The sequence below is a fragment of the Geodermatophilus sp. URMC 62 genome (assembly GCF_052931475.1).
In genome coordinates this window covers 342,707-368,804 of record NZ_JBRFHY010000001.1, presented here as the reverse complement: position 1 = coordinate 368,804, position 26,098 = coordinate 342,707, and the positions used below count along the sequence as shown (strand labels likewise).

The window sequence follows — 26,098 nt, the reverse complement described above, 5'->3', positions numbered from 1 at the left end:
GAGGTGCGCGGCCGGCCCCGGTGCCGTGGTCAGGCCGTGCGCCGGCGTCCCCGCGCGGCGCCGGCCGCGAGCAGCAGCAGGCCGCCGGCCGCCCACAGCGCGAGCACCGTCAGCGGGCCCGCGGCGCCGGTGCCGCCGAAGCCGGACACCGCGCGCAGTGCCGCGACGGTGGCCCCCGGCGGGAGCGCCTGGCCGAGCTCGGCCCAGCCGGCCGGCAGCAGCACCGGCGCGCTGGACGCCGCCGACAGCGGGTTGCCCAGGGCGATGACGACGGCCATCCCCAGGCCCAGGCCGGCCCGCCCGAGGACAGCGGCCAGCCCCAGGACACCGAGGCTCGTCGCGGCCAACCCGAGGGACAGCACCCCGGCCTCGGCCACCCGGTCGCCGGTCAGCGCGCCGAGCCAGCCGTGCAGCACGCCGGCCGCTGCCGGACCGCCGAGCAGCGCCAGCACGAGCGCGCCGGCCGCCCGCCGTCCGTTCCCGCGCACCTGCAGCACCAGCACGACGGCGCCCGCCCCGCCGGCCAGGGCCAGCGGCAGCGCGCCGGCCGCGAGCCCGGCGCCGCGCGGGTCGTCGTCGGCAGGCGGGGCGACGTCGTCCACGGTCACCGGGCTGCCCCCGGTGGCCGCGGCGGCCGCGGAGGTGAGGAGCTGCGCGACGGCGGGCCCGGCCTGGGTGGCGACGACCACCCGGGGCGCCGCCGGGTCGAGCACCAGCGCGCCGTAGACCTCCCGGTCCTCGACCAGCCGCCGGGCGTCGGCGGCGTCGGCGGCGGGCCGCAGGTCGAGGGCTCCCGGCTGGGTCCGCTCGACGGTGGCGCGGACCTGCTCGACCGCCGGCGGCGGGCCGGCGACGGCGACCGGGACGTCCCGGGGCGCGGTGTGCGTGGCGGGCCAGGCGAAGGCCGCGAGCAGCACGGTGAGCAGGACCGCGACGGCGGCGACCAGGCCGATCACCCGTGCCCACGGTGTCGGTCCGGGGACGTCGTCGGGGACGGGCCGGGACGGGGACGGACGGAGCTCTGCGGTGGCCACGTCGACCTCCAGGAATGTAAATCGGACGCTCGTTCACCTATCACTGTCGAGTATGGACCTGTCCGAGCGCCCAAACAAGACGGACGCCCGTTCTCCTAGGATGGCGGCCGTGCCCCGTGTCTCCGACGACCACCTCGCCGCCCGCCGCCGCCAGGTCCTCCACGCCGCGCTCCGCTGCTTCGAGCGCGACGGCTTCCACGCGACGTCCGTGCGCGACGTCGTCCGGGAGTCGGGGTTGTCGGCCGGGGCCGTGTACAGCTACTTCCCGAGCAAGGACGACCTCGTCGTCGCCGTCATCGAGCCCGTCCTGGAGACGGTGACCGGCGTGCTCGACCGCGTCCTGGCCGAGGGACTGCGCTCACCGGCCGAGGTGGTGCAGGGCGTCCTGCTCGGGGTGTGGCCGATCGTCACCGGCGGCGGCGCGGACTACACGCGGATCGCGGTCACCGCCTGGGGCGAGGCGCTGCGCGACGAGACGGTGCACGGGATCGCCGTGCGCACCTACGGGCTGGTCCGGCGGCGGCTGACCGAGCGGGTGGCCGAGTGGCGCGACGCCGGGCACCTGCCGCCGGACACCGACGCCGGCGCGCTGGGTCAGGTCCTGTTCTCGGTGCTCGTCGGCGCGGTCCTCCAGCACGCGCTGCTCGGGGACGTCGACCCGGACGGCTACGCCGCGGCGGCGGGGTCCCTGCTGCCGCCGGGGTGAGCGGGCCTCAGGTGGCGCTGGGCAGCGGTGGCGGGTGGTCGGGCTCGCCGGTGCGGGCCGCCGGGTCGACGGGGGCGTCGGTGGCCTGGCAGGTCGGGCACCAGTAGGTGATCCGCTCCTGCAGGTCGGGGCCCTGGTCGCCGCGCAGGATCGGGGTGCCGCACCGGTAGCAGGGCTTGTCCTTGCGGCCGTAGACCCAGTGGTCGCGGCCGCGGCGCAGGTCGCCGGTGGTGCTCTGCTCCGGGCGGTCGCGGTTGGCCAGCATCAGCCCGCGCGTCCGCTCGACCAGGCCCGGCAGGTCCGCGACGTCGGCCACCCGCATCCACGGGTGCACACGGCAGACGAACAGGCCCTCGACCTTGTAGAGGTTGCCGGGGCCGCAGAGGTTGCGCTGGTCGAGGACGGCCACGCCGATCTGCTCGTCGGGGTGGCTGCGCAGCCGGCGCAGCGCCTCGTCGAGGTCCCAGTCCGGCCCCAGCACGTCGGGGCCGAGGTGGCCCACCACCTGGTCCTCGTGCTCGGTGCGCACCATCGTGACGTCGTGCAGCCGGTAGCCCACGCACTCCCACCGGTCGGTGGCGAGGATCGCGCGGATGGAGAAGGTCGGGCCGCCCCGCCACCGCGCGCCGTGCCGGTAGATGTGCCAGCTGCCGTCCATGCGGTAGTGGGTGCGCAGGGTCCAGCCGTCGGTGAAGCGGGTGAGCATGTGCTTGCCGCGCGGCACCACCTCGGCGACGGTGCGGCCCGTGAGGTCGGTGGCCGCCAGCTGCGGCACGCGCAGCTCGCCGCGGCGCAGCGTCTGGCCGGCCAGCGCGGTGTTCATCCGCTTGGCGGCCAGCCAGACGGTGTCTCCCTCGGGCACGCCGTCCAGTGTCCCCGCCCCGCGCCCGCGCCGCTGAGCTGCTGTGACACCGCCGACAGGGGGAGGGCGACGGGATGACGACGGCGACCGGCGGCGCTGAGCCTCCCGTGCTGCGACGCGACCCCTCGACGAGCTCCCCGGCCACCGCGCCCGAGGAGGTGGTCGCGGCCGCGGAGCCGGTGACGGTCACCGTCGCCCGCGACGTGCGCGCCGACCAGCGGCAGGACTTCGAGCGGTGGGCCGCCGAGATCCTGGGCCTGGCCGCCGAGTTCCCGGGCAACCTGGGCACCAGCCTGCTGCGCCCCGGCCCGGGGTCGACCCGCTACCACCTGGTCTACCGCTTCGCCGACGGCGAGTCGCTGGCCCGCTGGGAGCGCTCGCCCGTGCGGCAGGCGGCCCTCGACCGGGTCGAGCACCTCTCCGACGGCGCCGACTACGCGCGGGTGGCCGGTCTGGACAGCTTCTTCACCGCGCTGACCCCACCGCGCCCCGGCCCGCGGTGGCGGCTGACCGTGCTGACCATCGCCGTGGTCTTCGCCATCACGCTGGCCTTCTCGCTGCTGGTCGCGCCGCACGTGGCGTCCTGGCCGCTGCCGGCGCGGCTGCTGCTGTCGGCGACGATCGTCGTCGTCCTGCTCGGCCAGGTGGTCATGCCGCCGTTGACGCGCTGGCTCGCGCCCTGGCTCCGCGGCCGCCGCTGAGGACCGTCGCACCCCCGGCGTAGACCGGCGGCGTGCAGGAGATCCCGGTCCGCGGCCCGTTCGACCTCGTGCAGAGCGCGCGCTTCCCCGAGGGCTTCGCGCCCGCCATCCCGGCGCGCCCGACGGCGTGCTGCGGCTGGCCTGCTGGGTCGAGGGGGCGGACGCCGCGGCCGGCATCGCCGTGACCCAGGGCGAGGGCGGCGCGGTGACGGTGCGCGCCGACGCCGAGCCGCCGCGGCTGACCGACCAGGTGGCGCGCATCCTCGGGCTGGACGTCGACGGCGCGGGGTTCGCCGACGTCACCGCGGGCGACCCGGTGCTCGCGCCGCTCGCTGCCGCGCGTCCGGGCTTCCGGCCGGTCTCCTTCGAGTCCCCCTACGAGGCCGCGTGCTGGGCGGTGCTGTCGCAGCGCACGGGCACCGCGGCAGCGGCGGGGGTCGAGGCGCGCACCGCGGAGCGGTTCGGCACCGTGCACGACGTCGACGGCGTCCCGGTGGCCGCGTTCCCCACGCCGTCGCGGCTGGCGGTCGTCGCCGCCGACCTGCCGGTGCCGCCCGTCGAGCAGGAGCGGCTGCGCGGGCTCGCCGAGGCCGCCCTGGACGGACGGCTCGACGGCGGCCGGCTGCGGGCGCTGCCGGCCGAGCAGGCGCTGGCGTCGGTGCGGGAGCTGCCCGGGATCGGCCGTTCTCCGCCGAGCTGGTCGTGCTGCGGGGCGCCGGCGCGCCCGACGTCTTCCCGGCCGCGGAGCCCCGGCTGCACGCCCGAGATGGCACACCGCTACGGCCTGGCCGATCCCGCGCCGGCGGAGCTGGCGGAGGTCGCCGAGCGCTGGCGGCCGTACCGCAGCTGGGCGGCGGTGCTGCTGCGCGCCGCGGCCGAGGGCCGGGCGCTCAGCTCAGCGGACGGACGCCGGTCGCGCTCGTCCCGCGCGCACCCGAGGTCCGGGTGAAGGCCACCCGCTGCCCCTCCTCGAGCTCGCGGTAGCCGCCGTCGTCGGCGATCTCGGAGAAGTGCACGAAGACGTCGTCGCCGCCGTCGTCGGGGGTGATGAAGCCGAAGCCCTTCTCCCCGTTGAACCACTGGACGGTGCCCTCGGCGGCACCACCGCCACCGCTGTCGCCACCGCGGCCGCCGCGGGGCGCCGGGCGCTGGTCGCGGCCACCCCGGTCCCCGCCGCGATCCCCACCGCGGTCGCGGGCCGGCCGGTCATACCCGCCGCCACCGCGCCGCGCCGGCGGCAGCAGCCGCACGGCCTCGGCCTGCAGCCCGCGGTTGCCCTCGACGAGCTCGAACTCGACCCGGTCGCCCTCCTCGAGCTCGCCGCCGCGGGCCACCGCGGAGACGTGCACGAAGACGTCCTCGGGGACGATGAACCCGAAGCCCCGGTCGGGGTCGAAGCGGGCGACGGTGCCCTGGACGACGATGCCGCGCGGGGCACGCGAGCCGCCGCGTCCCCGGTCGTCGCGGCCACCCCGGTCGTCGCGTCCCCGGTCGCGGTCGTCCCGTCCCCGGTCGCGGTCGCCCCGGTCGTCGCGGCGGCCGCGTGGGGCGCCACCCACCGCCCGCACCCGCTCGGCCTGGGGGCCGCGGGGGCCGGCGGTGGCGTCGAAGTCGACCGGCTGGCCCTCCTCGAGGGTGCGGAAGCCACCGGTGTCCTCGATGGCCGAGAAGTGGACGAAGACGTCGTCCCCGCCCTCCTGCGGCTCGATGAACCCGAAGCCCTTCTCCGCGTCGAACCAGCGGACCGTGCCGGCAGCCATGTCTGTTCCCTCATCCCTCACGTAGTGCGTCGGTCAACGGTACGCGGCGCCGGCGGGGGGCCGGTCAGCCGCGCACCCGCAGCCCGCGGGGGGTGGCGGCGAAGCCGGCGGCCTGCAGCGCGGCCGACAGCGGGGTGTCCTGGTGCACGGAGGCGCCGTCGGCCTTCTGCACGACCATCCGGCCCAGCGCCCCGGCGGCGACGGCGCCCGAGAGCGCGGTGGCGGCCTCCTTGAGCGTCTGTTCGTCCTCGGTCCAGGACAGCAGCGACTTCCCGCCGCGCTCGACGTAGAGCACGAGCGCCCCGTCGACCAGGACGACCAGCGCCCCGGCCTTGCGCCCCGCGCGGTGCCCGCCGGTCCTCCGGCCGCCGCCGGTGCCCTCGCCGACGTCGACGGCCACCTGCTCGGCGGCCTCGCCGTCGGACGGGCCGGTGCGGTCGGGCCAGGGCAGAGCCGCCCCGTAGACGTTGGCCGGGTCGGTGGCCGCCAGGACCACCGGACCGTCGGGTGCCCGGTCGGGCGTGGCGAAGGCCCGCAGCCGGTCGACCGATCCCGGGGTGCCGAACTGCGCGGCGCCGAGGGTCTCGACGAAGTAGCCGCGGCGCGCCCGGTTGTTCTCCTCGAACGCCCGCAGCACCGGGTAGACCGCGGAGAAGCCGCCGGGCACCTGCTCGGCCATCACCGCGCCGCGGGTGAGCACGCCGTGCCGCTCGAGCAGCGCCTCGGCCCGGGCGGTGGTGCGCCGCGTCGGGTTCGGCTCGCGCTCGGGCAGCCGCGACCACCGGCCGGCGACCGTCGGCGGGCCGGTGCGCGTGGGCAGGGCCGGCCGGCCCAGCCGCGGGCGGCCGTAGCGGGTGCGGTCGACCCGGGCGCGCGGCGGCGCGGGCGCCCGCTTGTGCGTGCCGCCGCCGGCCAGCCGGGTGCGCAGCGGGGCGAGCGTGTCGTTGGTGAGCAGCCCCGCCCACACCAGGTCCCACACGACGTCGGCGAGCGCGGTGTCGTCGGTGGCGCCGACAGCCCGACCGACGCTGTCGGACAGTCCGCGGAAGAACACCGCCTGCCCGGCCGACAGCTGCTCGAGCACCGCGAACGCGACGCCGCCCTCCTCCGGCAGCTCCACCGGGTCAGGCAGCAGCAGCGGCGCCAGGTCCGCCGGGACCAGGCTCACCCACCCGTCGCCGCCGGGCAGCCCCCCGGCGCCGGCCCACAGCACCTCGCCTGCGCTGGTCAGCTCGTCGAGCATCGCGGGGGAGTAGTCGCGCACCCGGCTCGGGAGCACCAGCGTCTCCAGCGCGCTGGCCGGCACCAGCGCACCGGCGAGCTGCTCGACCACGGCCAGCACGCCGTCGACCCCGCGCATCCGGCTGCCCACGGACTGCCAGGACGGGGTGAAGCGGGCCAGCGTCCCGATCGGCACCGGCTCGACCTCCTGGCGCAGCTTGGCCAGGCTGCGGCGGCGCACCGAGCGCAGCACGTCGGCGTCGCACCACTCCTGTCCGCTGCCGCCGGGTCGGAACTCGCCGGTGACCAGCCGGCCGGTGCCCACCAGTCGCTGCAGCGTGGCGGTGACGACGGCGACGCCGAGCCCGAGCCGCGCGGCGACCTCGGCCGGCTGGAAGGGGCCGTGGGTGCGGGCGTAGCGGCCGACCAGGTCGCCGAGCGGGTCGGCGACCGGCTCGGTGAACGCCTCGGGCACCCCGACCGGCAGCGCGGTGCCGAGCGCGTCGCGCAGCCGGCCGGCGTCCTCGATGGCGACGTGCCGCTCCTCGCCGGCGATGCGCACGACGATCGCCCGGCGGGAGGCCACCAGCTCCTCCAGCCACTCCGCCGGGACGCCGCGGGCCGCAGCCTCGGCCGGCGTGAGGTCGCCGAGGCCGCGCAGCAGGTCCGACGCCCCGTCGACGTCGCGCGGGTGCCGCTCGGCGGGCAGCCGCTGCAGCTCGCGCTCCACCTCGGCCAGCGCCTCCGCGTCGAGCAGCTCGCGCAGCTCCGAGCGGCCGAGCAGCTCGGCGAGCAGGCCGGTGTCCAGCGCCAGCGCCTGCGCCCGCCGCTCGGCCAGGGGGGCGTCGCCCTCGTAGAGGAACTGCCCGACGTAGCCGAACAGCAGCGACTGGGCGAAGGGGCTCGCCGCCTGGGTCTGCACGTCGACCACCCGCACCCGCCGCGAGCGGACGTCGCGCATCAGCTCGACCAGTCCCGGCACGTCGTAGACGTCCTGCAGCACCTCGCGGGCGGCCTCGAGCGTGATGGGGAAGGAGGAGAACTCGCTGGCCACGCTGAGCAGCTGCGCGGCGCGCTGGCGCTGCTGCCACAGCGGGGTGCGGCGGCGCGGGTCGCGGCGGGGCAGCAGCAGCGCGCGGGCGGCGCACTCGCGGAACCGGCTGGCGAACAGCGCCGAGCTGCCGACCTCGGCGGTGACCTCGCGCTCGACGTCGTCGGGGTCGAGGACGGCCAGGTCGGCCTCGGGCGGCTCGCCGGTGGTGTCGGGCAGCCGCAGCACGATGCCGTCGTCGGAGTGCATGGAGGCCACGTCGACGCCGTAGCGCTCGCGCAGCCGGGCGGCGAGCACGAGCGCCCAGGGCGCGTTGACCTGCGCGCCGAAGGGGGAGTGCACGACCAGCCGCCAGTCGCCGAGCTCGTCGCGGAACCGCTCGACCAGCAGCGTGCGGTCGTCGGGGAGGTGGCCGGTGGCCGCCTTCTGCTCGGCGAGGTAGGCGAGCAGGTTGGCCGCGCCCCAGTCGTCGAGCCCGGCCGCCTGTGCCCGCTCGCGGCCCCGCTCGGGCGTCGCCGACCCGACCTCGCGCAGGAAGGCGCCGAGCGCCCGGCCGAGCTCCAGCGGCCGGCCGGGGGCGTCGCCGTGCCAGAACGGCATCTTCCCGGGCTGACCCGGGGCGGGGGAGACCAGCACCCGGTCGTGGGTGATCTCCTCGATCCGCCACGACGACGAGCCGAGCAGGAAGACGTCGCCCACCCGCGACTCGTAGACCATCTCCTCGTCGAGCTCGCCCACGCGGCGCCCGCCGGACCCCTCGCCGCCGACGAGGAAGACGCCGAACAGGCCGCGGTCGGGGATGGTGCCGCCGCTGGTGACCGCCAGCCGCTGCGCACCGCTGCGGGCGGTGAGGGTGTCGGCGACCCGGTCCCAGGTCAGCCGCGGCCGCAGCTCGGCGAAGGCGTCGGAGGGGTAGCGGCCGGCGAGCATGTCGAGGACGGCGTGCAGCGCGGAGTCGGGCAGGCCGGAGAACGGCGCCGACCGGCGCAGCAGCGCACCGACCTCCTCCACCGTGCGCGGGCCCTCGGAGACGATCGCCACGACCTGCTGGGCGAGCACGTCCAGCGGGTTGCGCAGGTAGCGGATCGACTCGATGGCGCCGGCCTTCATCCGCTCGGCCACCAGCGCGCACTGCACGAGGTCGCCGCGGTACTTGGGGAACAGCACGCCACGGCTGACCGCGCCGACCTGGTGCCCGGCGCGGCCGACCCGCTGCAGCCCGGCGGCGACGGTGGGCGGCGCCTCGACCTGGACGACGAGGTCGACCGAGCCCATGTCGATGCCGAGCTCCAGGCTCGACGTCGCCACCACCGCCGGCAGCCGCCCGGACTTCAGCGCCTCCTCGACGACGGCGCGCTGCTCCCGGGAGACCGAGCCGTGGTGGGCCGCGGCGACCGGCTGCCAGCCCTCGGGCGTGCCGCCGCCGGACCCGGCCTGCGCCATGAGCGCGGCGGCGTTGGTGCCGGGCGGGACCGTCTCGCCGGTGGTCCGCTCGTAGGACATCTCGTTGAGCCGGCTGGTCAGCCGCTCGGCCAGCCGCCGGGAGTTGGCGAACACGATGGTGCTGCGGTGCGCCTCGACCAGGTCGAGCACGCGCTCCTCGACCGCCGGCCAGATCGACGTCCGCGGCTGGTCGCCGGCCGCCGACCCCTCCAGCTCGCCGGTCGGCTGGCCCAGGGTGCTCATGTCCTCGACCGGGACGACGACCGAGAGGTCCCACTGCTTGACCGACGTCGGCTGCACGACCTGCACCGGCCGGCCGCCGGCGAGGAACGTGGCGACCTCCTCGATGGGCCGCACCGTGGCCGACAGGCCGATGCGCTGCGCCGGGCGGTCGAGCAGCTCGTCGAGCCGGTCGAGCGTGACCGCGAGGTGCGCGCCGCGCTTGCTGTCGGCGACGGCGTGCACCTCGTCGAGGATCACCGTCTCGACGCCGCGCAGCGCCTCGCGGGCGGCGCTGGTCAGCAGCAGGAACAGCGACTCGGGGGTGGTGATGAGGATGTCGGTGGGCCGGCGGGTGAAGGCGCGCCGCTCGTCGGCCGGGGTGTCGCCGGAGCGGATGCCGACGGAGATCTCCGGGCGGGGCAGGCCCAGGCGCAGGGCGGCCTGGCCGATGCCGGTCAGCGGGGCGCGCAGGTTGCGCTCGACGTCGACGGCGAGCGCCTTGAGCGGGGACACGTAGAGGACCCGGCAGCGCCGGCTCTCGTCCTCCGGCGCGGTGCTGGTGAGCCGGTCGAGGGACCACAGGAAGGCGGCCAGCGTCTTGCCCGACCCGGTCGGGGCGACGACGAGGGCGTGCCCGCCGCTGCTGATGGCCTCCCAGGCGCCCTCCTGCGCGGCCGTGGGCTCGGCGAAGGCGCCGGTGAACCACGCCCGGGTGCGCTCGGAGAACCGGTCGAGGGCAGGCACGTGTCCAGTGTCCCCGGGGGTACGACACTCCGCTGGCCTGCGCCGACGCACCCCGCGGCGCCGTCGCCCGTGCGGGTGGTGGGGTGCGGCACACTGCCGGGCATGCGCCACTCGCTCTACGAGGCCGAGCACGAGGACTTCCGGCAGACGGTCCGCGTCTTCCTGGAGAAGAACGTCGCGCCGTTCCACGGCCAGTGGGAGCGCGACGGGATCGTCCCGCGCGACGTGTGGCTCGCCGGCGGCGAGCAGGGCCTGCTCGGCTTCGACGTCGACGAGCGGTACGGCGGGGGCGGCGTCCGCGACTTCCGCTACAACGCCGTCCTCGACGAGGAGGTAACCCGGGTCGGCGCCAGCGGCCTGGGCTTCGGCCTGCACAACGACGTCGTCGCCCCCTACCTGCGCGACCTGTGCACCGAGGAGCAGGCGGCGCGCTGGCTGCCCGGCTTCTGCCGCGGCGAGCTGATCACCGCCATCGCGATGACCGAGCCGGGCACCGGCAGCGACCTGCAGGCGATCCGCACCACCGCCCGCCGCGACGGCGACACCTGGGTGCTGGGCGGCGCGAAGACCTTCATCACCAACGGGATCAACGCCGACCTGGTGATCGTGGTCGCGCGCACCGACCCCGACGCCCCGGGCGCGAAGGGCACCAGCCTGCTCGTCGTCGAGCGCGGGATGCCCGGCTTCACCCGCGGCCGCAACCTCGACAAGGTGGGCCTCAAGGCGCAGGACACCGCCGAGCTGTTCTTCGACGACGTCCGCGTGCCCGCGGAGAACCTGCTCGGCACGGAGAACCGCGGCTTCGCCCACCTGATGGCCAACCTGCCGCAGGAGCGGCTCTCGATCGCCGTCGGCGCGGTCGCCGCCTGCGAGACCGTGCTGGCGCAGACCCGCGAGTACGTGACCGGCCGGACGGCGTTCGGCCGGCCGGTCGGCAGCTTCCAGCACAGCCGGTTCGTCCTCGCCGAGCTGCACACCGAGACGACGATCGCGCGCACGTTCGTCGACGAGTGCGTGCGCCAGCTCGACAGCGGGGAGCTGACCGCCATCGACGCCGCGATGGCCAAGTACTGGACCAGCGAGCTGCAGAACAAGGTCGCCGACCGCTGCCTGCAGCTGCACGGCGGCTACGGCTACATGGACGAGTACCCGGTGTCCAAGGCCTGGCGCGACGCCCGTGTGCAGTCCATCTACGGCGGCACCAACGAGATCATGCGCGAGATCATCGGCCGCTCGCTGGGTCTGTGAGCCCGCGGTGACGGCCCCTGCCGCCGTCGACGTCGACCGGGTCCAGCGGCGCACGGTCGGCGTCCTCTCCGGCGCGGTGGCGCTCGGCGGGCTGGGCGTGACCGTCGGCATCACCGTCGGCGGGCTGCTCGCCCGCCAGGTCGCCGGCACCGACTCCGCCGCCGGGCTCGGGCAGACGGCGGGGGTGCTGGGCGCGGCGGTCCTCGCCGTCCCGCTGGCGCGGCTGTCGGACCGGGCCGGCCGGCGGGCGGGCCTGGCCGCCGGGTACGCCGTCGCCGTCGCCGGCGCCGCGCTGACCGTGCTCGCCGCGGCGCTGTCGTCCCTGCCGCTGCTGCTGACCGGGCTGTTTGCGTTCGGCGCCTCCACCGCCTGCGGCCTGCAGGCCCGCTACGCCGCCGCCGACCTCGCCGCCCCCGAGCGGCGCGGCCGGGCCCTGTCCCTCGTCGTGTGGGCCACGACCGTCGGGTCGGTCCTCGGCCCGAACCTCGCCGCTCCGGGCGCCGGGCTCGGCCGGGCGCTCGGGCTGCCGGCGCTCGGCGGTGGCTTCGTCGTCTCCGCGGTGGTGTTCACCGTCGTCGCGGCCGGTCTGTGGCTGGCGCTGCGCCCGGACCCGCTGCTGCTGGCGCGCCGGCTGCGCGGGGGAGCGGCGACCGCGGCCCGCCCGCGGCGGGCGACCCGGGCCGCGCTGGCCGCGGTGTGGGCGCACCCGGGCGGGCGGCTCGGGCTGGCCGCCGTCGTCGTCTCCCACGCGGTGATGGTCGGCGTCATGGTGATGACGCCGGTGCACATGGGGCACGCCGGCGGCCCCGAGGGGACGACGCTGCGGCTGGTCGGCCTGGTGATCAGCGTGCACGTGGCCGGGATGTACCTGTTCTCCCCGCTGGTGGGTCTGCTGGCCGACCGCGCCGGGCGGCGGGCGACGGTCGCCGTCGGCGGGGGACTGCTGCTGGCCGCCGCCGCGCTGGCGGGGACGGCGCCGCCCGACGCGGCCGGCCGGCTCGGCGTCGGCCTGTTCCTGCTCGGGCTGGGCTGGTCGTGCGGGCTGGTGGCCGGCTCGACGCTGGTGACCGAGTCGGTGTCGGGGGAGGTCCGGCCGACAGCGCAGGGCGGCACCGACCTGCTCATGGGCCTGGGCGCGGCGGTGGCCGGCGCGGCGGGCGGACCGCTGCTGGCGGTCGGCGGCTTCGGCCTGGTGGCCGTGGTCTCGGCGGTGCTGGTGGTGCCGCTGGCCGCGGTGTGGCTGCGCGCGGGTGCGGCGGCCTGACGCTCAGCGGCCCCGCATGCCCCGCCACACGAGCACGAGCGTGATCAGCATGCACAGCGCGATGCCGATCTCCAGGACGGTGTCCCAGGTCGCCGAGCCGGTCGTGGGGAACACGCCTCGAGTTTAGGTCCGCCGAGGATCTCCACCGCCCGTCCGCGGCCGGGCCCGCTCCTCGGCCCAGCCGTCGTCCCGGCCGTCGTCCCGACCGTCGTCCCGGCCGTCGGAGGAGCACGCCGCTCGCCACCGGCGGCGCGCTAGCGTCGAGGACGTGCGCCTGCAGGAGTTCTGGTCCCGGCTCGAGGGCCAGTTCGGGTCGATGCGGGCGCACAGCGTGGCGCGGGACCACGTCTTCGCCGCGCTGGGTGGCCGCACCGCGGTCGACGCCATCGAGGCGGGGCTGCCGGTGCGCCGGGTGTGGCTGGCCATCTGCGAGGAGTACGACGTGCCCGCGAAGGACCGCTGAGGAGCGCTCCCCGCCCGGCCCGCGCGGACGGGCCGCGTGTCGCTCGACTCGAACGTGTGTTCGCCCTACAGTGGCGTCCACAGGGAGGTCGTCCCTCCACAGGTCGAGTCGGTCACCGGAAAGTGTCAGACCCCCGACCTACCGTCGCCTCCGACACCACATCGACTCCACGACACGCGATCTCCCAAAGGTGAGCACCATGGCAACGCTCGACCGCGACAAGGCCCTCGACATGGCCCTCGCCCAGATCGACAAGCAGTTCGGCAAGGGCTCGGTCATGCGGCTGGGCGACACCCCCGCCCAGGCCATGAAGGTCATCCCGACCGGCTCGATCGCGCTCGACATCGCACTCGGCATCGGCGGCCTGCCCCGCGGCCGCGTCGTCGAGGTCTACGGCCCCGAGGCCTCCGGCAAGACCACGGTCGCCCTGCACGCGGTGGCCAACGCGCAGGCCGCCGGCGGCATCGCGGCCTTCATCGACGCCGAGCACGCGCTCGACCCCGAGTACGCTCGAGCCATCGGCGTCGACACCGACGCACTGCTGGTCAGCCAGCCCGACACCGGTGAGCAGGCGCTCGAGATCGCCGACATGCTGATCCGCTCCGGCGCCCTCGACGTCATCGTCATCGACTCCGTGGCGGCCCTCGTGCCGCGCGCCGAGATCGAGGGCGAGATGGGTGACAGCCACGTCGGTCTGCAGGCCCGCCTCATGAGCCAGGCGCTGCGCAAGATCACCGGTGCCCTGAACAACTCGGGCACCACCGCGATCTTCATCAACCAGCTGCGCGAGAAGGTCGGCATCGTCTACGGCTCGCCCGAGGTCACCACTGGTGGCCGGGCGCTGAAGTTCTACTCGTCGGTCCGTCTCGACGTCCGCCGGATCGAGACCCTCAAGCAGGGCACCGACGCCGTCGGCAGCCGGGTGCGGGTCAAGGTGGTCAAGAACAAGGTCGCCGCGCCGTTCAAGCAGGCCGAGCTCGACCTGCTGTGGGGCCAGGGCTTCAGCCGGGAGGGCGGCCTCATCGACGCCGGGGTCGAGCAGGGCTTCATCCGCAAGTCCGGCGCCTGGTACACGTACGAGGGCGACCAGCTCGGTCAGGGCAAGGAGAACGTCCGCACCTTCCTGCGCGACAACCCCGACCTCGCCGACGAGATCGAGAAGAAGGTCAAGGAGAAGCTCGGCATCGGCCCGCAGGTCGACGCCCCGGCCGCCGAGCCGGCCGACTTCTGACGCCTCCGGTGAGCGGCTGGTCCGGCTCGGCTCGCGGGTCGGCCGACCCCGAGCAGTCCGACCGGCCCGGCGGCCGGCGGAGTCGCACCCCACGCGACCGCGCCGCCCGCCAGCGGCGGTCCGGACCGTCCCCTGACCCGGACGGCCCGGCCGCCGTGCTCCCCGCGGAGGGCCCGCCTCCCGGGGACCCCGTCGACGACTCCGCCGACGACGCCGGCGACCCGGAGTCCGTGGCCCGTGCCCTCTGCCTGCGGGCGCTGACCGGCTCGCCGAAGACCCGGTCACAGCTGGCCGACCTGCTCCGGCGCCGCGGCGTGCCCGAGGAGGCAGCCGAGGCCGTCCTCGACCGCTTCGGCGAGGTCGGCCTCATCGACGACGCCGCCTTCGCCCGCGCCTGGGTCAGCTCCCGCCAGGCCGGCCGCGGCCTGGCCCGCCGGGCGCTCAAGGCCGAGCTGCGGGCCAAGGGCGTCGACGGCGAGGACGCCGAGCAGGCCCTCGCCCTGGTCGACGACGAGGACGAGCGCACGTCCGCCCGGCGGCTGGTCGAGCGCCGGCTGCCGAGCCTGCGACGCGTCGACCGGGTCACTGCCACCCGCCGGCTGGTCGGCATGCTCGCCCGCAAGGGCTACGGCGGGGGTCTGGCCGGCGCCGTGGTCCGCGAGGTCCTCGACGAGACCGGGTTCGGTCGAGGATCCGGCGGCGGGGACACCGGCGGGGACGGCTGGGAGGACGACCTGCCCTGAGGGTGGCACCAGACGACGAAGGGCCCCGTTCCGCGCGCCGCTGAGCGGCCTGCGGAACGGGGCCCCTTCGTCGTACGGGGAGTCAACCTGCGATCGGGCCGGCGGCCGTGCTCCACGTGACGAGGTCGACGGCCCGGCCGTCGGGAGCCTCGTCGTCGGCCACCAGCCAGGCTCCCCGGCCGGTGCGTGCTGTGCGGTGCTCGGCACGCAGCCACTCCTGGACGAGCGCCTCGAAGGAGCGCTCGGGGCGCGTCGCCGGGCGGCTCACCGGGCCGAGGAAGGTCAGGTCGAGCTCGTCGCGGTCGCCGGTCCGCAGGACGACCCGGCAGCGCGCGCGGCGGTGCCGCGCCGGGGGGACGACCTCGCGCACTTCCGCGGACTCCGCGCCGGCGGCGGCGGCGAAGGAACCAGCGGCGGCGCGCAGCCGGTCGACGAACTCCTGGGCGACGTCGACCTGCCCCGGGGGCAGACGCACCACGGCGGGCAACGGCGGCACGACGGGCCGGAGAGCGGTGTCCACGTCCCCTCTCTCGGCAGGGCGGTGCCTCGGGCTGACCGTGGGCGGACCCGCGGTGCGCCGCGGGACGGGCGGGACACCGCGTGACCGTTTCGTGTCCCGCCCCGCCGGTCAGACGCCGCCGCCCCCGCCCATCTGCACGTCGGCGGGGAGCTCGACCTCCTCGGCCGCGGCGGTCTTGCGGTTGGCGCGGGTGCGCCGCTCGATGTAGCGCGCCAGCTGGGAGAGGAGCACGTTGACCACGATGTAGATCAGCCCGGCGGCCACGTAGAGCTGGAAGGTGTACTGGCTGCCGAAGGAGAAGTTGAAGAACTCGACCAGGCTGCGCGCGGTCCGCAGCAGCTCGACGTAGCCGACGATGAACCCCAGCGACGAGTCCTTGAGCAGCACGACGAGCTGGGCGACCAGCACCGGCAGCATCCGGCGCACCGCCTGCGGCAGCAGCACGAGGGTCATCACCTGCGTCTTGCGCATGCCCAGGGCGAAGGCCGCCTCCCGCTGACCCCGGTCGACCGACAGGATCCCCGCCCGGAAGATCTCGGCGAGGACGGCCATGTTGTAGAGCGTCAAGCCCAGCGCCAGGGCCCGGAAGGCCGTCATCGGGATGCCGACGGTGGGCAGGAACAGCAGGCAGAACAGGATCAGGATCAGCAGCGGCACGGCGCGGAAGAACTCGATGACCACGCCGACGGGGATCCGCACCCAGCTGTGGTCGGAGAGCCGGCCGACGGCCAGGAGCGCGCCCAGCACGGTGGCCGCGACCATGCCGACGGCGGCCACGGCCAGGGTGTTGACCAGCCCCTGCCAGAGCGCCTGGGGCACCCCGGAGGCCGGGTCGAACAGGACCGCCCACCGGTCGGGCTGGAGCTGGCCGTTGGCGGCCAGGCGCCACACCGCCAGGCCGACCAGGGCCAGGACGACCAGCCCGCCGACGAGGGTGCCGATGCGCTGACGTCGGCGGGCGCTGGGCCCGGGGAGGTCGAACAGGACGCTGGTGCTCATCGGACGATCGCCACCCGGTTCTCGATGGCCCGGATCAGCCAGGCGGAGGGGAGCGTGATGACCAGGTAGCCGAGCACGACGGCGCCGAAGACGGCCAGCAGCTGGTCGGCGTTGGCGTTGGCCAGCCGCTGCAGGGCCGCGGTGAGGTCGGTGACGGCGAAGCCGGCCGCGATGGACGTGTTCTTCGCCAGCGCGATCCACACGTTGCCCAGCGGCGGGACCACGGTCCGGAACGCCTGCGGCAGCACGATCTCGCGCAGTGACTGCCCGAACGTCAGCCCGAGGGCGCGGGCGGCCTCGGCCTGACCCGGGGGGACGGCGTTGATCCCGGAGCGCAGCGCCTCGCAGACGAAGGCGGAGGTGTACAGCGACAGCGCGGCGACGGCCGTGAGGAAGCGGCTCGGGAGCTGCAGGTCGATCTGCACGATGCCGAAGGCCAGGAAGAAGAAGACCACGGTCAGCGGGGTGTTGCGGAACACCTCGACGTAGAAGGTGGCCAGCCCCCGCAGCGGAGGCACGGGGCTGACCCGCATCGCGGCGAGCACGGTGCCGAGCACCAGGGCGCACACACCGCTGGCGACCGCGAGGGAGAGCGTCGTCAGGAACGCGCTCCACAGCAGGTCTGAGTTGTCGCTGATGAACTGCACCGCGCCCTCGGTAGGTCAGGTGACGGGGGACGCCGCCGGGCGGGGGGCCGCCCGGCGGCGTCGGGGACTCGTGGGTCGCGAGGACTCAGTAGCGGTCGACCGTCGGCGGCTCGGGGGCCTCCTCGCCGGTGATCTGGCCGGCGGTGCGGTCCCAGGCGTCGGCCCAGCGGCCGTCCTCGAAGGACTGCTCGAGGACGTCGTTGATGAAGTTGCGGAACTCGGTGTCGCCCAGCTGCAGGCCGATGCCGTAGGGCTCCTCGGTGAACGGGTTGCCGACCAGCTCGAAGCCGTCGGGGTTGCCGGCCACCAGACCGGTGAGGATGACGTTGTCCGTCGTCACCGCCTGGACGTTGCCGTTGGCCAGGTCGTCGGCGCACTTGGAGTAGACGTCGTAGGTGACCAGCTGGGCCTCGGGGTAGTTGTCCCGGATGTTCTGCGCCGGCGTGGAGCCCTCGACCGAGCAGACGGTCTTGCCGGCGAGGTCGTCGGGGCCCTCGATGCCCTCGGGGTTGCCCGCCGCCACCATGATGTCCTGGCCGGCGATGTAGTACGGGCCGGCGAAGTCGACGACCTGCTTGCGGGCGTCGTTGATGGTGTAGGTCGCCACCACCATGTCGACCTGCCCGTTCTGGATGAACGGCTCGCGGTTGGCCGAGACCGTCTCGGTCCACGTGATGCCGTCCTCGGGGATGCCGAGCTCCGCGGCGACGATCTTGGCGATCTCGACGTCGAAGCCCTCCGGGTCCCCGCTCTGCGGATTGAGCAGGCCGAACCCGGGCTGGTCGAACTTCGTGCCGATGGTGATGGCGCCGGCCTCGTTGAGCTCGGCCATCGTCGTGCCCTCCGGGAGCTCGACGTCCTCGGCGACGGTCGGGGAGGCCGAGGACTCCTCCGCGGCCTGGTTGCCGGCCTCGCTCGAACAGGCGGCCAGGGTCAGGCCGAGTGCGGCGAACGCCGCGATCCGTCGGGTGCTGCGCATGGGTGTCCTCTCGTCGGGAGCCGGTGTCATCGGGGGTCAGTGGTTGAGGATCTTGGACAGGAAGTCGCGCGCCCGGTCCGAGCGCGGGGCGGTGAAGAAGGTCTCGGGATCGGCCGACTCGACGATCCGGCCGCCGTCCATGAACACGACGCGGTTGGCCGCGCGGCGGGCGAAGCCCATCTCGTGGGTGACCACGACCATCGTCATGCCCTCCCGGGCCAGGGAGATCATGACGTCGAGGACCTCGTTGATCATCTCGGGGTCGAGGGCCGACGTCGGCTCGTCGAAGAGCATGACCTTGGGGTCCATGGCCAGCGCGCGGGCGATGGCGACCCGCTGCTGCTGGCCGCCGGAGAGCTGGGCCGGGTACTTGTCGGCCTGGTGCCCGACGCCGACCCGGTCGAGCAGCTCGCGGGCGCGCTTCTCGGCGTCGGCCTTCGACTGCCGGCGCACCCGGGTCGGCGCGAGCGTGACGTTCTCGAGGATCGTCTTGTGGGCGAAGAGGTTGAAGCTCTGGAAGACCATGCCGACGTCGCTGCGCAGCTTCGCGAGGGCCTTGCCCTCCTCGGGCAGCCGCTGTCCGTCGATGCTGATCTCGCCCTGCTCGATCGACTCGAGGCGGTTGATGGTGCGGCAGAGCGTGGACTTGCCCGAGCCTGACGGACCGATGACCACCACGACCTCGCCGCGGTCGATCGACAGGTCGATGTCCTGCAGGACGTGCAGGTCGCCGAACCACTTGTTGACGCCGGTCAGCTGGACGAGAGGTCCTCCGGCGAGCTGGCTGGTCACCCGTTGGACCCTAGGGCCGGGCGGGGACGGCGAGGTCCCGAGGTCATCACGAAGCAGTAACGAAGGCCGCGCCCCGTACCCTCGCAGGCGCCATGGGAACCGAGGTCGCCAGCCCGCCGCGCACCTACCGCGTGCGCACGTACGGGTGCCAGATGAACGTGCACGACTCCGAGCGCCTGTCGGGGCTGCTCGAGGAGGCCGGCTACGCCGCCGCGCCCGAGGGGGCCGACGCCGACGTCGTCGTCCTCAACACCTGCGCGGTGCGGGAGAACGCCGACAACCGGCTCTACGGCAACCTCGGCCACCTGCGCCCGGTCAAGGACGCCCACCCCGGCATGCAGATCGCCGTCGGCGGCTGCCTGGCGCAGAAGGACCGCGGTGAGATCGTGCGGCGGGCCCCGTGGGTCGACGTCGTCTTCGGCACCCACAACGTCGGGTCGCTGCCGGCGCTGCTCGAGCGGGCGCGGCACAACGCCGAGGCGCAGGTCGAGATCGCCGAGGCCCTCGAGGTCTTCCCCTCGACGCTGCCGGCCAAGCGGGACTCCGCCTACGCCGGGTGGGTGTCGATCAGCGTCGGGTGCAACAACACCTGCACGTTCTGCATCGTCCCGGCGCTGCGCGGCAGGGAGAAGGACCGCCGTCCCGGCGAGATCCTGGCCGAGGTGCAGGCGCTGGTCGATCAAGGCGTGCTCGAGGTGACCCTGCTGGGCCAGAACGTCAACGCCTACGGCGTGGCGTTCCGCGACCGCGGCGCCTTCGCCGACCTGCTGCGCGCCACCGGCGCGATCGAGGGCCTGGAGCGGGTCCGGTTCACCAGCCCGCACCCGCGCGAGTTCACCGACGACGTCATCGAGGCCATGGCGCAGACGCCGGCGGTGTGCCACCAGCTGCACATGCCGCTGCAGAGCGGGTCGGACGACGTCCTGCGCCGGATGCGCCGCGGCTACCGGCAGGACCGCTACCTGGGGATCATCGACCGCGTCCGCGCCGCCATGCCCGACGCCGCGATCACCACCGACGTCATCGTGGGCTTCCCCGGCGAGACCGAGGCCGACTTCGAGCAGACCCTCGAGGTGGTCCGCCGGGCCCGCTTCGCCGGCGCCTTCACCTTCCAGTACTCCAAGCGCCCCGGCACGCCGGCCGCCGAGATGGACGGCCAGCTCCCCAAGGAGGTCGTCCAGGAGCGCTACCTGCGGCTGACCGCGCTGCAGGACGAGATCTCGCTCGCGGAGAACCGCGCCCAGGTCGGGCGGACCGTCGAGCTGCTGGCCGCCGCGGGTGAGGGCAGCAAGGACGCCCGCACCGGCCGGATGAGCGGCCGGGCCCGCGACGGCCGGCTAGTGCACTTCGCCGGTGGTGAGGGCGTGCGGCCCGGCGACGTCGTCGAGACCGTCGTCACCGCGGCCGCGCCGCACCACCTGGTCGCCGACGGGCCGCTGCTGTCGCACCGGCGCACCCGCGCCGGCGACGCGCACGAGGCCGGCACCCGGCCGACGACGCCGGGCGTGCTGCTCGGCATGCCCCGCGTCGGCGCCCCCGCCTGAGCCTCAGCGGCGCGAAGCGGTCTTCTCGGCCTCGGCCAGCCACTCCCGGCGCGTGGTGAGGTTGGCGCGGGCCTCGTCGATCCGGCGGGCGTCGCCCGCGGCCTCGGCCTTGGCCAGCTGCTCCTCGGCCTTGGTGACCGCGGCGCGCATCGAGGTGACCATCGGGTTCTCCGGCGCGGTCCGCACGCGGCCGGCGTCGGAGGCGCCGCGGACGCGCTGCTCGACGGCCTGCATGCGGTCCTCGAGCGAGCGCATGGCCCCGCGCGGCACGTGCCCGATGGCGTCGTAGCGCTCCTGCAGCCGGCGCAGCGCGTTCTGGGCCTGCCGCAGGTCGCCGGACGGGTCGAGCTTCTCCGCCTCGGCGAGGATCTCCTCCTTGGCCTGCTGGTTGGCCAGCTGCTCGCTGTTGCGGGCCTTGTCCGACTCCGAGCGGGCGCTGAAGAAGACGTCCTGCGCGGCGCGGAACTGCTTCCACAGGTCGTCGTCGCCGTCGCGGCTGGTGCGCGGCACGGCCTTCCAGCGGTCCATCAGCGAGCGCATGGCCGCGCTGGTGGCACCCCAGTCGGTGGACGTCGACAGCCGCTGCGCCTCGGCGATGAGCTCCTGCTTGGCCGCGCGGGCCTCACCGCGCTGGGCGTCGAGGGCGGCGAAGTGCGCCCCGCGCCGGCGGCCGAAGGCGTCACGGGCGGCGGCGAAGCGGGTCCACAGCGCCTCGTCGGTCTTGCGGTCGATGCCGCGGATGGTCTTCCACTCCTCGACGATCGCCTTGAGCCGGTCGCCGGCGGCCTTCCAGGACGTCGACTCCGCGGCGATCTGCTCGGCCTCGGCGGCCAGCGCCTCCTTGCGCGCGACCTGCGCGGCGCGGGCGGCGGCCTTCTCGGCGCGGGACTCGGCGGCGGCGGAGTCGGCCGTCCCGACCATCGCCCGGGCGCGGGCGGCCAGCCCGTCGAGGTCGCCGACGGCGGTGGCGGTGGGGATGGTCTCGGCCAGCGTCTGCGCCTTGGCCTTGAGCTCGGACGGGTTGCCGGTGTGCGCCTTGAGCCGCGCCTCGAGGAGGGACACCTCGGTGGCCAGGTCGTCGTAGCGGCGGGCGAAGTGCGCCAGGCCGGCGGCGGGGTCGCCGGCCTGCCACGAGCCGACCGCCCGCTCCCCGTCGGCGGTGCGGACGTAGACGGTGCCGTCCTCGTCGACCCGGCCCCACTGCGCGGGGTCCGAGACCGCCTCGGCCGCGGGCGCCGTCGGCGCCGGGGCCGGCGCGGACGCCTCCGGGACGACCGCCTCGGCCGCGGCCACCCCGGCGGCGGCGTCCTCGGGGGCGGCGTCGTCCGTCGGGTCGGCCAGTGCCGCCGCCGCGGGGGTCGGCGCGGCCGGTGTCCCGGCGTCGGGGGTCACCGCGTCGGGGATGGTCTCGTGGGGGGTGGTCACGTCGGGCGTGGTCACGTCGGGACCGGCCGTCTCGGGCGAGGGGACCTGCTGCGACCCGTCTCCGGGGTTCTCCGTGCTCGACACGCACCGCAGTGTCCCACGCCGCATCGGCGAGACTGCTGCGGTGAGCAGCACCCCCGTCGTCCGCCCGGCTGCGTCCCTGTCGGTGGCCTTCTGCCCGTGCCCGCCGCTGCTGCTCCCCGCGGTCGCCGGGCGCGCGGCCGAGGAGACCGCCGGCCTGCGGGCGGCCTGCGCCGAGGCGGTCGACGCGGTGCTCGCCGCCCGGCCCGAGCTGGTCGTGGTCGTGGGGCCAGGTGCGGAGGGCCGGTACGGGCGGGGCGATGCCGGGGACCTGCGCGGGTTCGGCGTCGACGTCGAGGTGCCGCTGTCCGGCGGGGTGCGCCCGGACGGCCGCCGCATGCCGCCGGCCCTCACCGTGGGGGCGGCGCTGCTGTCCGCCGCCGGCTGCACGGGGGAGCGCGTCGGCGCCGGGCCGGAGGAGCTGGCCGCGGTCGTGGCGGGGGTGCCCGGGCCGGTCGGGGTGCTGGCCATGGGCGACGGCTCGGCCCGCCGCAGCGTCAAGGCCCCCGGGCACCTGGACGCCGCGGCCGCACCCTTCGACGCCGCCGTCGCCGCCGCACTGGCCGCGGGGGACGCCGCCGCGCTGGCCGCGCTCGACCCCGCGGAGGGACGGCGGCTGCTGGCCGCCGGCGTGCCCGTCTGGCGCGCCGTGGGGGCGCTGCTGGCGGGGCGGCCCGTGACCGCGCGGCTGCTGGCCGACGAGGCCCCCTACGGGGTCGGCTACCTGGTGGCCGTGTGGCAGGCGCGGTGACCGGCCTGCCGCCCGTGGTCGCCGTCGTCGGGCCCACCGCCACCGGGAAGACGGCGCTGGCGGTCGCGCTGGCCCGGCGCCTCGGCGGCGAGGTGGTCAACGCCGACTCCATGCAGCTCTACCGCGGCATGGACATCGGCACCGCCAAGCCCGACGCCACCGAGCGTCAGGGCGTGCCCCACCACCTGCTTGACGTGTGGCACGTCCGCGAGGCCGCCTCGGTGGCCGAGTACGCCCGGATGGCGCGCGCCGAGGTCGACCGGCTGCGCGCCGCCGGGGTGGTGCCGCTGCTGGTCGGCGGCTCGGGCCTGTACGTGCGCGCCGTCCTCGACGACCTGGAGTTCCCGGGCACCGACCCGGCGGTCCGCGCCCGGCTGGAGGCCGAGCTGGCCGACGCCGGCGCGGCCGAGATGCACGCCCGCCTCGCCGCCGTCGACCCGGCCGCCGCGGCCGCGGTGCTGCCCAGCAACGGACGGCGGATCGTGCGGGCGCTGGAGGTCGTCGAGCTCACCGGCCGGCCGTTCCGCGCCACGCTGCCCGAGCCCCGACCGCACTACCCGGCCGTCGTCGTCGGGCTGGACCGGGAGCCGGCCGAGCTCGACGCCCGGGTGGCCGAGCGGGTGGACCGGATGTGGGCGGCGGGCTTCGTCGCCGAGGTCGCCGCGCTCGCCGCCGACGGCCTGCGCGAGGGGCCGACGGCGTCCCGCGCGCTCGGCTACGCCCAGGTGCTCGCCCAGCTCGACGGCGCGCTCACCGCCGCCGAGGCCCGCGAGCGGACGGTCACCACCACCCGGCGCTTCGTCCGGCGGCAGCGCTCGTGGTTCCGCCGCGACGCGACCACCACCTGGTTCGACGCCGCCCGCCCCGACCTCCCCGACGCCGTCGAGGAGCTGCTCAGCCGCCGTAGGATCGGGCGGTGAGCGACCGGTTCCTCCTCGGGCACGGCACCGAGAACGACTTCGTCGTCCTGCCCGACCCCGACGGGGACCGCTGGCCGGAGGACCGCCTCGACGCCGCCCTGGTGCAGCGGCTGTGCGAGCGCCGCGCCGGCCTCGGCGGCGACGGCGTCCTGCGGGTGGTGCGCAGCCGCCACGTGCCCGACGCCGCCGCCGTCCTCGGTGCCGACCTCGACCGCTGCGAGTGGTTCATGGACCACCGCAACGCCGACGGCTCCCACGCGGAGATGTGCGGCAACGGCGTCCGGCTGTTCCTGCACGTGCTGATCGCCGAGGGGCTGCTCGACCGCGCGGCCTGCGCCGACGGCATCCTGGTGGGCACCCGCGGCGGGCCGCGCCGGGTGGGCGCCGGGGCCGACGGCACGTACTGGGTGGACATGGGCCCGGCCCGGCCCTTCGGGCGCGGTGCGGCGACCGTGGCAGGGCGGGCGTTCCCCGGCCAGGCCGTCTCGATGGGCAACCCGCACCTGGTCTGCGCCACCGACGCCGACCTCGACGCCCTCGACCTCACCGCGCAGCCCGGGTTCGACGCGGGCCTGTTCCCGGAGGGCGTCAACGTCGAGTTCGTCCAGGTGCTCGCCCGGCCGGCCGAGGGCGCCGACGCCCACGTCCGGCTGCGGGTGCACGAGCGCGGCGTGGGGGAGACCCGCTCCTGCGGCACCGGCGCCTGCGCCACCGCCTACGCCGCCCTGGCAGCCGGGTCCGACGGGCCGCAGCGCGGCACGGTCGTCGTCGACGTCCCCGGCGGGCGGCTGACGGTCGACGTCTCCCCGGGGACGACGGTGCTGCACGGCCCCGCCGTCGTCGTCGCGACGGGGCAGCTGACCCCGAAGTGGCTCGGCTCCTAGGGAGTGTCCGGGGTGTCGGCGCGGGTCTCGGGCTCGTCGGTCGGCGCCTCGGGCTTGTCGCCGGGGCCCACGTTCCCGGTGCCGCGCGGCGTGCCGGCCCCGGTGTCCTGGTCGGCGCCGCCGAAGAGGTTGCGCGGCACCTCCAGCCCGACCGGGTCGCGGCCGGGGTCGTCGGTGCCCTCGCTGCTGCTGGTGCTCACGGGTGCCTCCCTGGGTCGTGGTCGTCGTCTCGCCCGTACCCGGCTCCCCGCGGGATGCACCTGACCCGTTCCGGTGTTGTACCGGCCGTATGACGACTGCAGAGACGACAACCCAGGTGACCGTGGACGGCGTGCGTGTCACGCTGGACCCGATGACGACCGCACAGAACCGCGCCGTGCTCGCGGACGCACAGGACCGGGCCGAGCGCGCTGAGGCAGCCCGTCCCGCCCCGGCCGGCCAGTGGGACGACGACGACACGACCGGCTCCTACGACCTCGAGGCCCGTGGCGCGCTGCGCCGGGTGGCGGGGCTGTCCACCGAGCTCGCCGACATCAGCGAGGTCGAGTACCGGCAGCTGCGCCTCGAGCGGGTCGTCCTCGTCGGCGTCTGGACCGAGGGCACCCAGGCCGACGCCGACCGGTCGCTGGCCGAGCTCGCCGCGCTGGCCGAGACCGCCGGCTCGGAGGTCCTGGAGGCCGTGAGCCAGCGGCGCGACAAGCCCGACGCCGGCACCTACGTCGGCTCGGGCAAGGCCGCTGAGATCCGCGACATCGTCGCCGCCAGCGGCGCCGACACGGTGATCTGCGACGGGGAGCTCACCCCGGGCCAGCTGGGCGCACTGGAGAAGATCCTCAAGGTCAAGGTGGTCGACCGGACCGCGCTGATCCTCGACATCTTCGCCCAGCACGCCACCAGCCGGGAGGGCAAGGCCCAGGTCGAGCTGGCGCAGATGCAGTACATGCTGCCGCGCCTGCGCGGCTGGGGTGAGTCGCTGTCCCGGCAGGCCGGCGGCCGCGTCGCCGGCGGTGGCGGCATCGGTACCCGCGGTCCCGGTGAGACCAAGATCGAGACCGACCGCCGGCGGATCCGGTCGCGGGTGAGCAGGCTGCGTCGCGAGATCGCCGGCATGGCGACTGCGCGCGCGACCCAGCGCTCGGGCCGCGACCGCCACGCCGTGCCGAGCGTGGCCATCGCCGGGTACACCAACGCGGGCAAGTCCAGCCTGCTCAACCGGCTGACCGGCGCCGGCGTGCTGGTGGAGAACGCGCTGTTCGCCACCCTCGACCCGACGGTGCGGCGTGCACAGTCGCCCGAGGGCCGCGAGTACACGCTCACCGACACCGTCGGCTTCGTGCGGCACCTGCCGCACCAGCTCGTCGACGCCTTCCGGTCGACGCTCGAGGAGGTGGCCGGTGCCGACCTGCTGCTGCACGTCGTCGACGGCTCCGACCCCGACCCGCTCGGCCAGATCGACGCGGTGCACGTGGTGCTGCAGGAGATCGACGCCGCGGCGGTGCCCGAGCTGATCGTCGTCAACAAGGTCGACGCCATGACCGAGGACGACGTGCTGACCCTGCGCCGCGCCCTGCCGGGCGCGGTCTGGGTCTCGGCGCGCACCGGCGAGGGCATCGAGCGGCTGCGCGAGATCGTCGCGACCCGGCTGCCGCACCCGGACGTCGAGGTCGAGGTGCTCGTGCCCTACGACCGCGGTGACCTGGTCGCCCGCGTCCACCGCGACGGCGAGGTGCTCAGCGAGCAGCACGAGGCGTCGGGCACCCGGCTCTCCGCGCGGGTGGACGGCGGCCTCGCCGCCGCCCTCGAGCGGTTCGCCGTGCCCGTCGGCTGACCGGTCCTCCCCGCACCCCGCCGCCCGGGTGCCCG

Annotated in this window: 24 protein-coding genes; 13 read left to right on the top strand and 11 right to left on the bottom strand. The window is 75.8% G+C overall.

Translation table 11 applies throughout. The annotated features are described in order from the left end of the window. Nucleotides 1–29 precede the first annotated feature (29 nt). The gene (locus ACU616_RS01710) at nucleotides 30–1,034 is read right to left on the bottom strand and encodes a hypothetical protein (RefSeq protein ID WP_446756767.1); all 1,005 of its coding nucleotides are present in this window, start codon (nucleotides 1,032–1,034) and stop codon (nucleotides 30–32) included. 109 nt (nucleotides 1,035–1,143) lie between these two features. Between ACU616_RS01710 and ACU616_RS01705 the strand changes: the two genes are divergently transcribed. After that, nucleotides 1,144–1,740 (top strand): TetR/AcrR family transcriptional regulator, encoded by a 597-nt coding sequence (locus ACU616_RS01705; RefSeq protein ID WP_446756766.1) that lies wholly within the window; start codon nucleotides 1,144–1,146, stop codon nucleotides 1,738–1,740. Nucleotides 1,741–1,747: 7 nt separating this feature from the next. Here the strand turns inward: ACU616_RS01705 and ACU616_RS01700 are convergent, their stop codons facing one another. Beyond that, entirely contained in the window at nucleotides 1,748–2,602 is an 855-nt protein-coding gene (locus tag ACU616_RS01700; protein WP_446756765.1) for a DNA-formamidopyrimidine glycosylase family protein, read from the bottom strand. A gap of 74 nt (nucleotides 2,603–2,676) precedes the next feature. Between ACU616_RS01700 and ACU616_RS01695 the strand changes: the two genes are divergently transcribed. Together ACU616_RS01695 and ACU616_RS01690 are read left to right on the top strand one after the other, a co-directional pair. After that, nucleotides 2,677–3,303 carry an antibiotic biosynthesis monooxygenase gene (locus tag ACU616_RS01695; RefSeq protein ID WP_446756764.1) on the top strand — a complete coding sequence of 209 codons (627 nt, stop codon included), beginning with the start codon at nucleotides 2,677–2,679 and terminating at the stop codon, nucleotides 3,301–3,303. Nucleotides 3,304–3,430: 127 nt separating this feature from the next. Then, on the top strand, nucleotides 3,431–4,252 hold the full coding sequence (locus ACU616_RS01690; RefSeq protein WP_446756763.1) for a DNA-3-methyladenine glycosylase family protein: 822 nt from the start codon (nucleotides 3,431–3,433) through the stop codon (nucleotides 4,250–4,252). On the opposite strand, the gene ACU616_RS01685 is transcribed toward ACU616_RS01690, so the two are convergent. Together ACU616_RS01685 and ACU616_RS01680 are read right to left on the bottom strand one after the other, a co-directional pair. Then, a complete protein-coding gene (locus tag ACU616_RS01685; RefSeq protein ID WP_446756762.1) occupies nucleotides 4,194–5,063 on the bottom strand; it encodes a cold shock domain-containing protein in 870 nt (289 codons plus the stop codon). The two genes, ACU616_RS01690 and ACU616_RS01685, sit on opposite strands and share 59 nt — an antisense overlap. Nucleotides 5,064–5,127: 64 nt before the next feature. Continuing rightward, nucleotides 5,128–9,744, bottom strand: a complete 4,617-nt coding sequence (locus ACU616_RS01680; RefSeq protein ID WP_446756761.1) for an ATP-dependent helicase — start codon at nucleotides 9,742–9,744, stop codon at nucleotides 5,128–5,130. 102 nt (nucleotides 9,745–9,846) lie between these two features. Between ACU616_RS01680 and ACU616_RS01675 the strand changes: the two genes are divergently transcribed. The 5 genes from ACU616_RS01675 (at nucleotide 9,847) to ACU616_RS01655 (ending at nucleotide 14,693) form a co-directional block, all read left to right on the top strand. After that, complete coding sequence (locus ACU616_RS01675; protein ID WP_446756760.1) at nucleotides 9,847–10,992, top strand: acyl-CoA dehydrogenase family protein; 1,146 nt, start codon at nucleotides 9,847–9,849, stop codon at nucleotides 10,990–10,992. A gap of 7 nt (nucleotides 10,993–10,999) precedes the next feature. Continuing rightward, a complete protein-coding gene (locus ACU616_RS01670) occupies nucleotides 11,000–12,256 on the top strand; it encodes an MFS transporter (protein ID WP_446756759.1) in 1,257 nt (418 codons plus the stop codon). 268 nt (nucleotides 12,257–12,524) lie between these two features. Next, nucleotides 12,525–12,719 (top strand): DUF3046 domain-containing protein, encoded by a 195-nt coding sequence (locus ACU616_RS01665; RefSeq protein ID WP_446756758.1) that lies wholly within the window; start codon nucleotides 12,525–12,527, stop codon nucleotides 12,717–12,719. A 199-nt stretch (nucleotides 12,720–12,918) separates the two neighbouring features. Continuing rightward, the gene (gene recA, locus ACU616_RS01660; protein WP_446756757.1) at nucleotides 12,919–13,950 is read left to right on the top strand and encodes a recombinase RecA; all 1,032 of its coding nucleotides are present in this window, start codon (nucleotides 12,919–12,921) and stop codon (nucleotides 13,948–13,950) included. A 155-nt stretch (nucleotides 13,951–14,105) separates the two neighbouring features. Then, complete coding sequence (locus ACU616_RS01655) at nucleotides 14,106–14,693, top strand: regulatory protein RecX (protein WP_446756756.1); 588 nt, start codon at nucleotides 14,106–14,108, stop codon at nucleotides 14,691–14,693. Between the two features lie 82 nt (nucleotides 14,694–14,775). On the opposite strand, the gene ACU616_RS01650 is transcribed toward ACU616_RS01655, so the two are convergent. The 5 genes from ACU616_RS01650 to ACU616_RS01630 form a co-directional block, all read right to left on the bottom strand. Further along, nucleotides 14,776–15,213 carry a hypothetical protein gene (locus ACU616_RS01650; protein ID WP_446756755.1) on the bottom strand — a complete coding sequence of 146 codons (438 nt, stop codon included), beginning with the start codon at nucleotides 15,211–15,213 and terminating at the stop codon, nucleotides 14,776–14,778. Between the two features lie 108 nt (nucleotides 15,214–15,321). After that, nucleotides 15,322–16,212 (bottom strand): amino acid ABC transporter permease, encoded by an 891-nt coding sequence (locus ACU616_RS01645; RefSeq protein ID WP_446756754.1) that lies wholly within the window; start codon nucleotides 16,210–16,212, stop codon nucleotides 15,322–15,324. Continuing rightward, nucleotides 16,209–16,859, bottom strand: coding sequence for an amino acid ABC transporter permease (locus ACU616_RS01640; RefSeq protein ID WP_446756753.1), 651 nt, complete (start codon nucleotides 16,857–16,859; stop codon nucleotides 16,209–16,211). The genes ACU616_RS01645 and ACU616_RS01640 overlap by 4 nt, the downstream gene beginning before the upstream one ends. Before the next feature lie 85 nt (nucleotides 16,860–16,944). Next, a complete protein-coding gene (locus ACU616_RS01635) occupies nucleotides 16,945–17,838 on the bottom strand; it encodes a glutamate ABC transporter substrate-binding protein (protein ID WP_446756752.1) in 894 nt (297 codons plus the stop codon). Nucleotides 17,839–17,874: 36 nt separating this feature from the next. Then, nucleotides 17,875–18,630 carry an amino acid ABC transporter ATP-binding protein gene (locus ACU616_RS01630; protein ID WP_446756751.1) on the bottom strand — a complete coding sequence of 252 codons (756 nt, stop codon included), beginning with the start codon at nucleotides 18,628–18,630 and terminating at the stop codon, nucleotides 17,875–17,877. A gap of 92 nt (nucleotides 18,631–18,722) precedes the next feature. On the opposite strand from ACU616_RS01630, the gene miaB reads away from it, so the two are divergent. Next, the gene (gene miaB / locus ACU616_RS01625; RefSeq protein ID WP_446756750.1) at nucleotides 18,723–20,174 is read left to right on the top strand and encodes a tRNA (N6-isopentenyl adenosine(37)-C2)-methylthiotransferase MiaB; all 1,452 of its coding nucleotides are present in this window, start codon (nucleotides 18,723–18,725) and stop codon (nucleotides 20,172–20,174) included. 3 nt (nucleotides 20,175–20,177) lie between these two features. Here miaB and ACU616_RS01620 read toward each other — a convergent pair whose 3' ends face one another. Then, nucleotides 20,178–21,683 carry a DUF349 domain-containing protein gene (locus ACU616_RS01620; RefSeq protein WP_446756749.1) on the bottom strand — a complete coding sequence of 502 codons (1,506 nt, stop codon included), beginning with the start codon at nucleotides 21,681–21,683 and terminating at the stop codon, nucleotides 20,178–20,180. A 40-nt stretch (nucleotides 21,684–21,723) separates the two neighbouring features. Between ACU616_RS01620 and ACU616_RS01615 the strand changes: the two genes are divergently transcribed. Genes ACU616_RS01615 through dapF form a run of 3 tightly spaced genes read left to right on the top strand, consistent with a single transcriptional unit; the run spans nucleotide 21,724 to nucleotide 24,235 of the window. Further along, complete coding sequence (locus ACU616_RS01615; protein ID WP_446756748.1) at nucleotides 21,724–22,431, top strand: hypothetical protein; 708 nt, start codon at nucleotides 21,724–21,726, stop codon at nucleotides 22,429–22,431. Beyond that, nucleotides 22,416–23,351: a tRNA (adenosine(37)-N6)-dimethylallyltransferase MiaA gene (miaA, locus tag ACU616_RS01610; protein ID WP_446756747.1), complete on the top strand. Its 936-nt coding sequence runs from the start codon at nucleotides 22,416–22,418 to the stop codon at nucleotides 23,349–23,351. The genes ACU616_RS01615 and miaA overlap by 16 nt, the downstream gene beginning before the upstream one ends. After that, nucleotides 23,348–24,235 (top strand): diaminopimelate epimerase, encoded by an 888-nt coding sequence (gene dapF, locus ACU616_RS01605; protein ID WP_446756746.1) that lies wholly within the window; start codon nucleotides 23,348–23,350, stop codon nucleotides 24,233–24,235. Before miaA ends, dapF begins: the two co-directional genes overlap by 4 nt. Here dapF and ACU616_RS01600 read toward each other — a convergent pair. Next, a complete protein-coding gene (locus ACU616_RS01600) occupies nucleotides 24,232–24,435 on the bottom strand; it encodes a hypothetical protein (protein ID WP_446756745.1) in 204 nt (67 codons plus the stop codon). The two genes, dapF and ACU616_RS01600, sit on opposite strands and share 4 nt — an antisense overlap. 152 nt (nucleotides 24,436–24,587) lie before the next feature. Here ACU616_RS01600 and hflX point away from each other — a divergent pair, with 152 nt between their 5' ends. Next, nucleotides 24,588–26,063, top strand: a complete 1,476-nt coding sequence (gene hflX, locus ACU616_RS01595) for a GTPase HflX (protein WP_446756744.1) — start codon at nucleotides 24,588–24,590, stop codon at nucleotides 26,061–26,063. Nucleotides 26,064–26,098: the final 35 nt, after the last annotated feature.

What these genes read in the sequence shown, in the direction of transcription:
- ACU616_RS01695 (WP_446756764.1), top strand. Translation starts at nt 2,677, where the DNA reads ATGACGACGGCGACCGGCGGCGCTGAGCCTCCCGTGCTGCGACGCGAC.
- ACU616_RS01675 (WP_446756760.1), top strand. Translation starts at nt 9,847, where the DNA reads ATGCGCCACTCGCTCTACGAGGCCGAGCACGAGGACTTCCGGCAGACG.
- ACU616_RS01635 (WP_446756752.1), bottom strand. Translation starts at nt 17,838, where the DNA reads ATGCGCAGCACCCGACGGATCGCGGCGTTCGCCGCACTCGGCCTGACC.
- ACU616_RS01685 (WP_446756762.1), bottom strand. Translation starts at nt 5,063, where the DNA reads ATGGCTGCCGGCACGGTCCGCTGGTTCGACGCGGAGAAGGGCTTCGGG.
- miaB (WP_446756750.1), top strand. Translation starts at nt 18,723, where the DNA reads ATGGGAACCGAGGTCGCCAGCCCGCCGCGCACCTACCGCGTGCGCACG.
- hflX (WP_446756744.1), top strand. Translation starts at nt 24,588, where the DNA reads ATGACGACCGCACAGAACCGCGCCGTGCTCGCGGACGCACAGGACCGG.
- recA (WP_446756757.1), top strand. Translation starts at nt 12,919, where the DNA reads ATGGCAACGCTCGACCGCGACAAGGCCCTCGACATGGCCCTCGCCCAG.
- ACU616_RS01645 (WP_446756754.1), bottom strand. Translation starts at nt 16,212, where the DNA reads ATGAGCACCAGCGTCCTGTTCGACCTCCCCGGGCCCAGCGCCCGCCGA.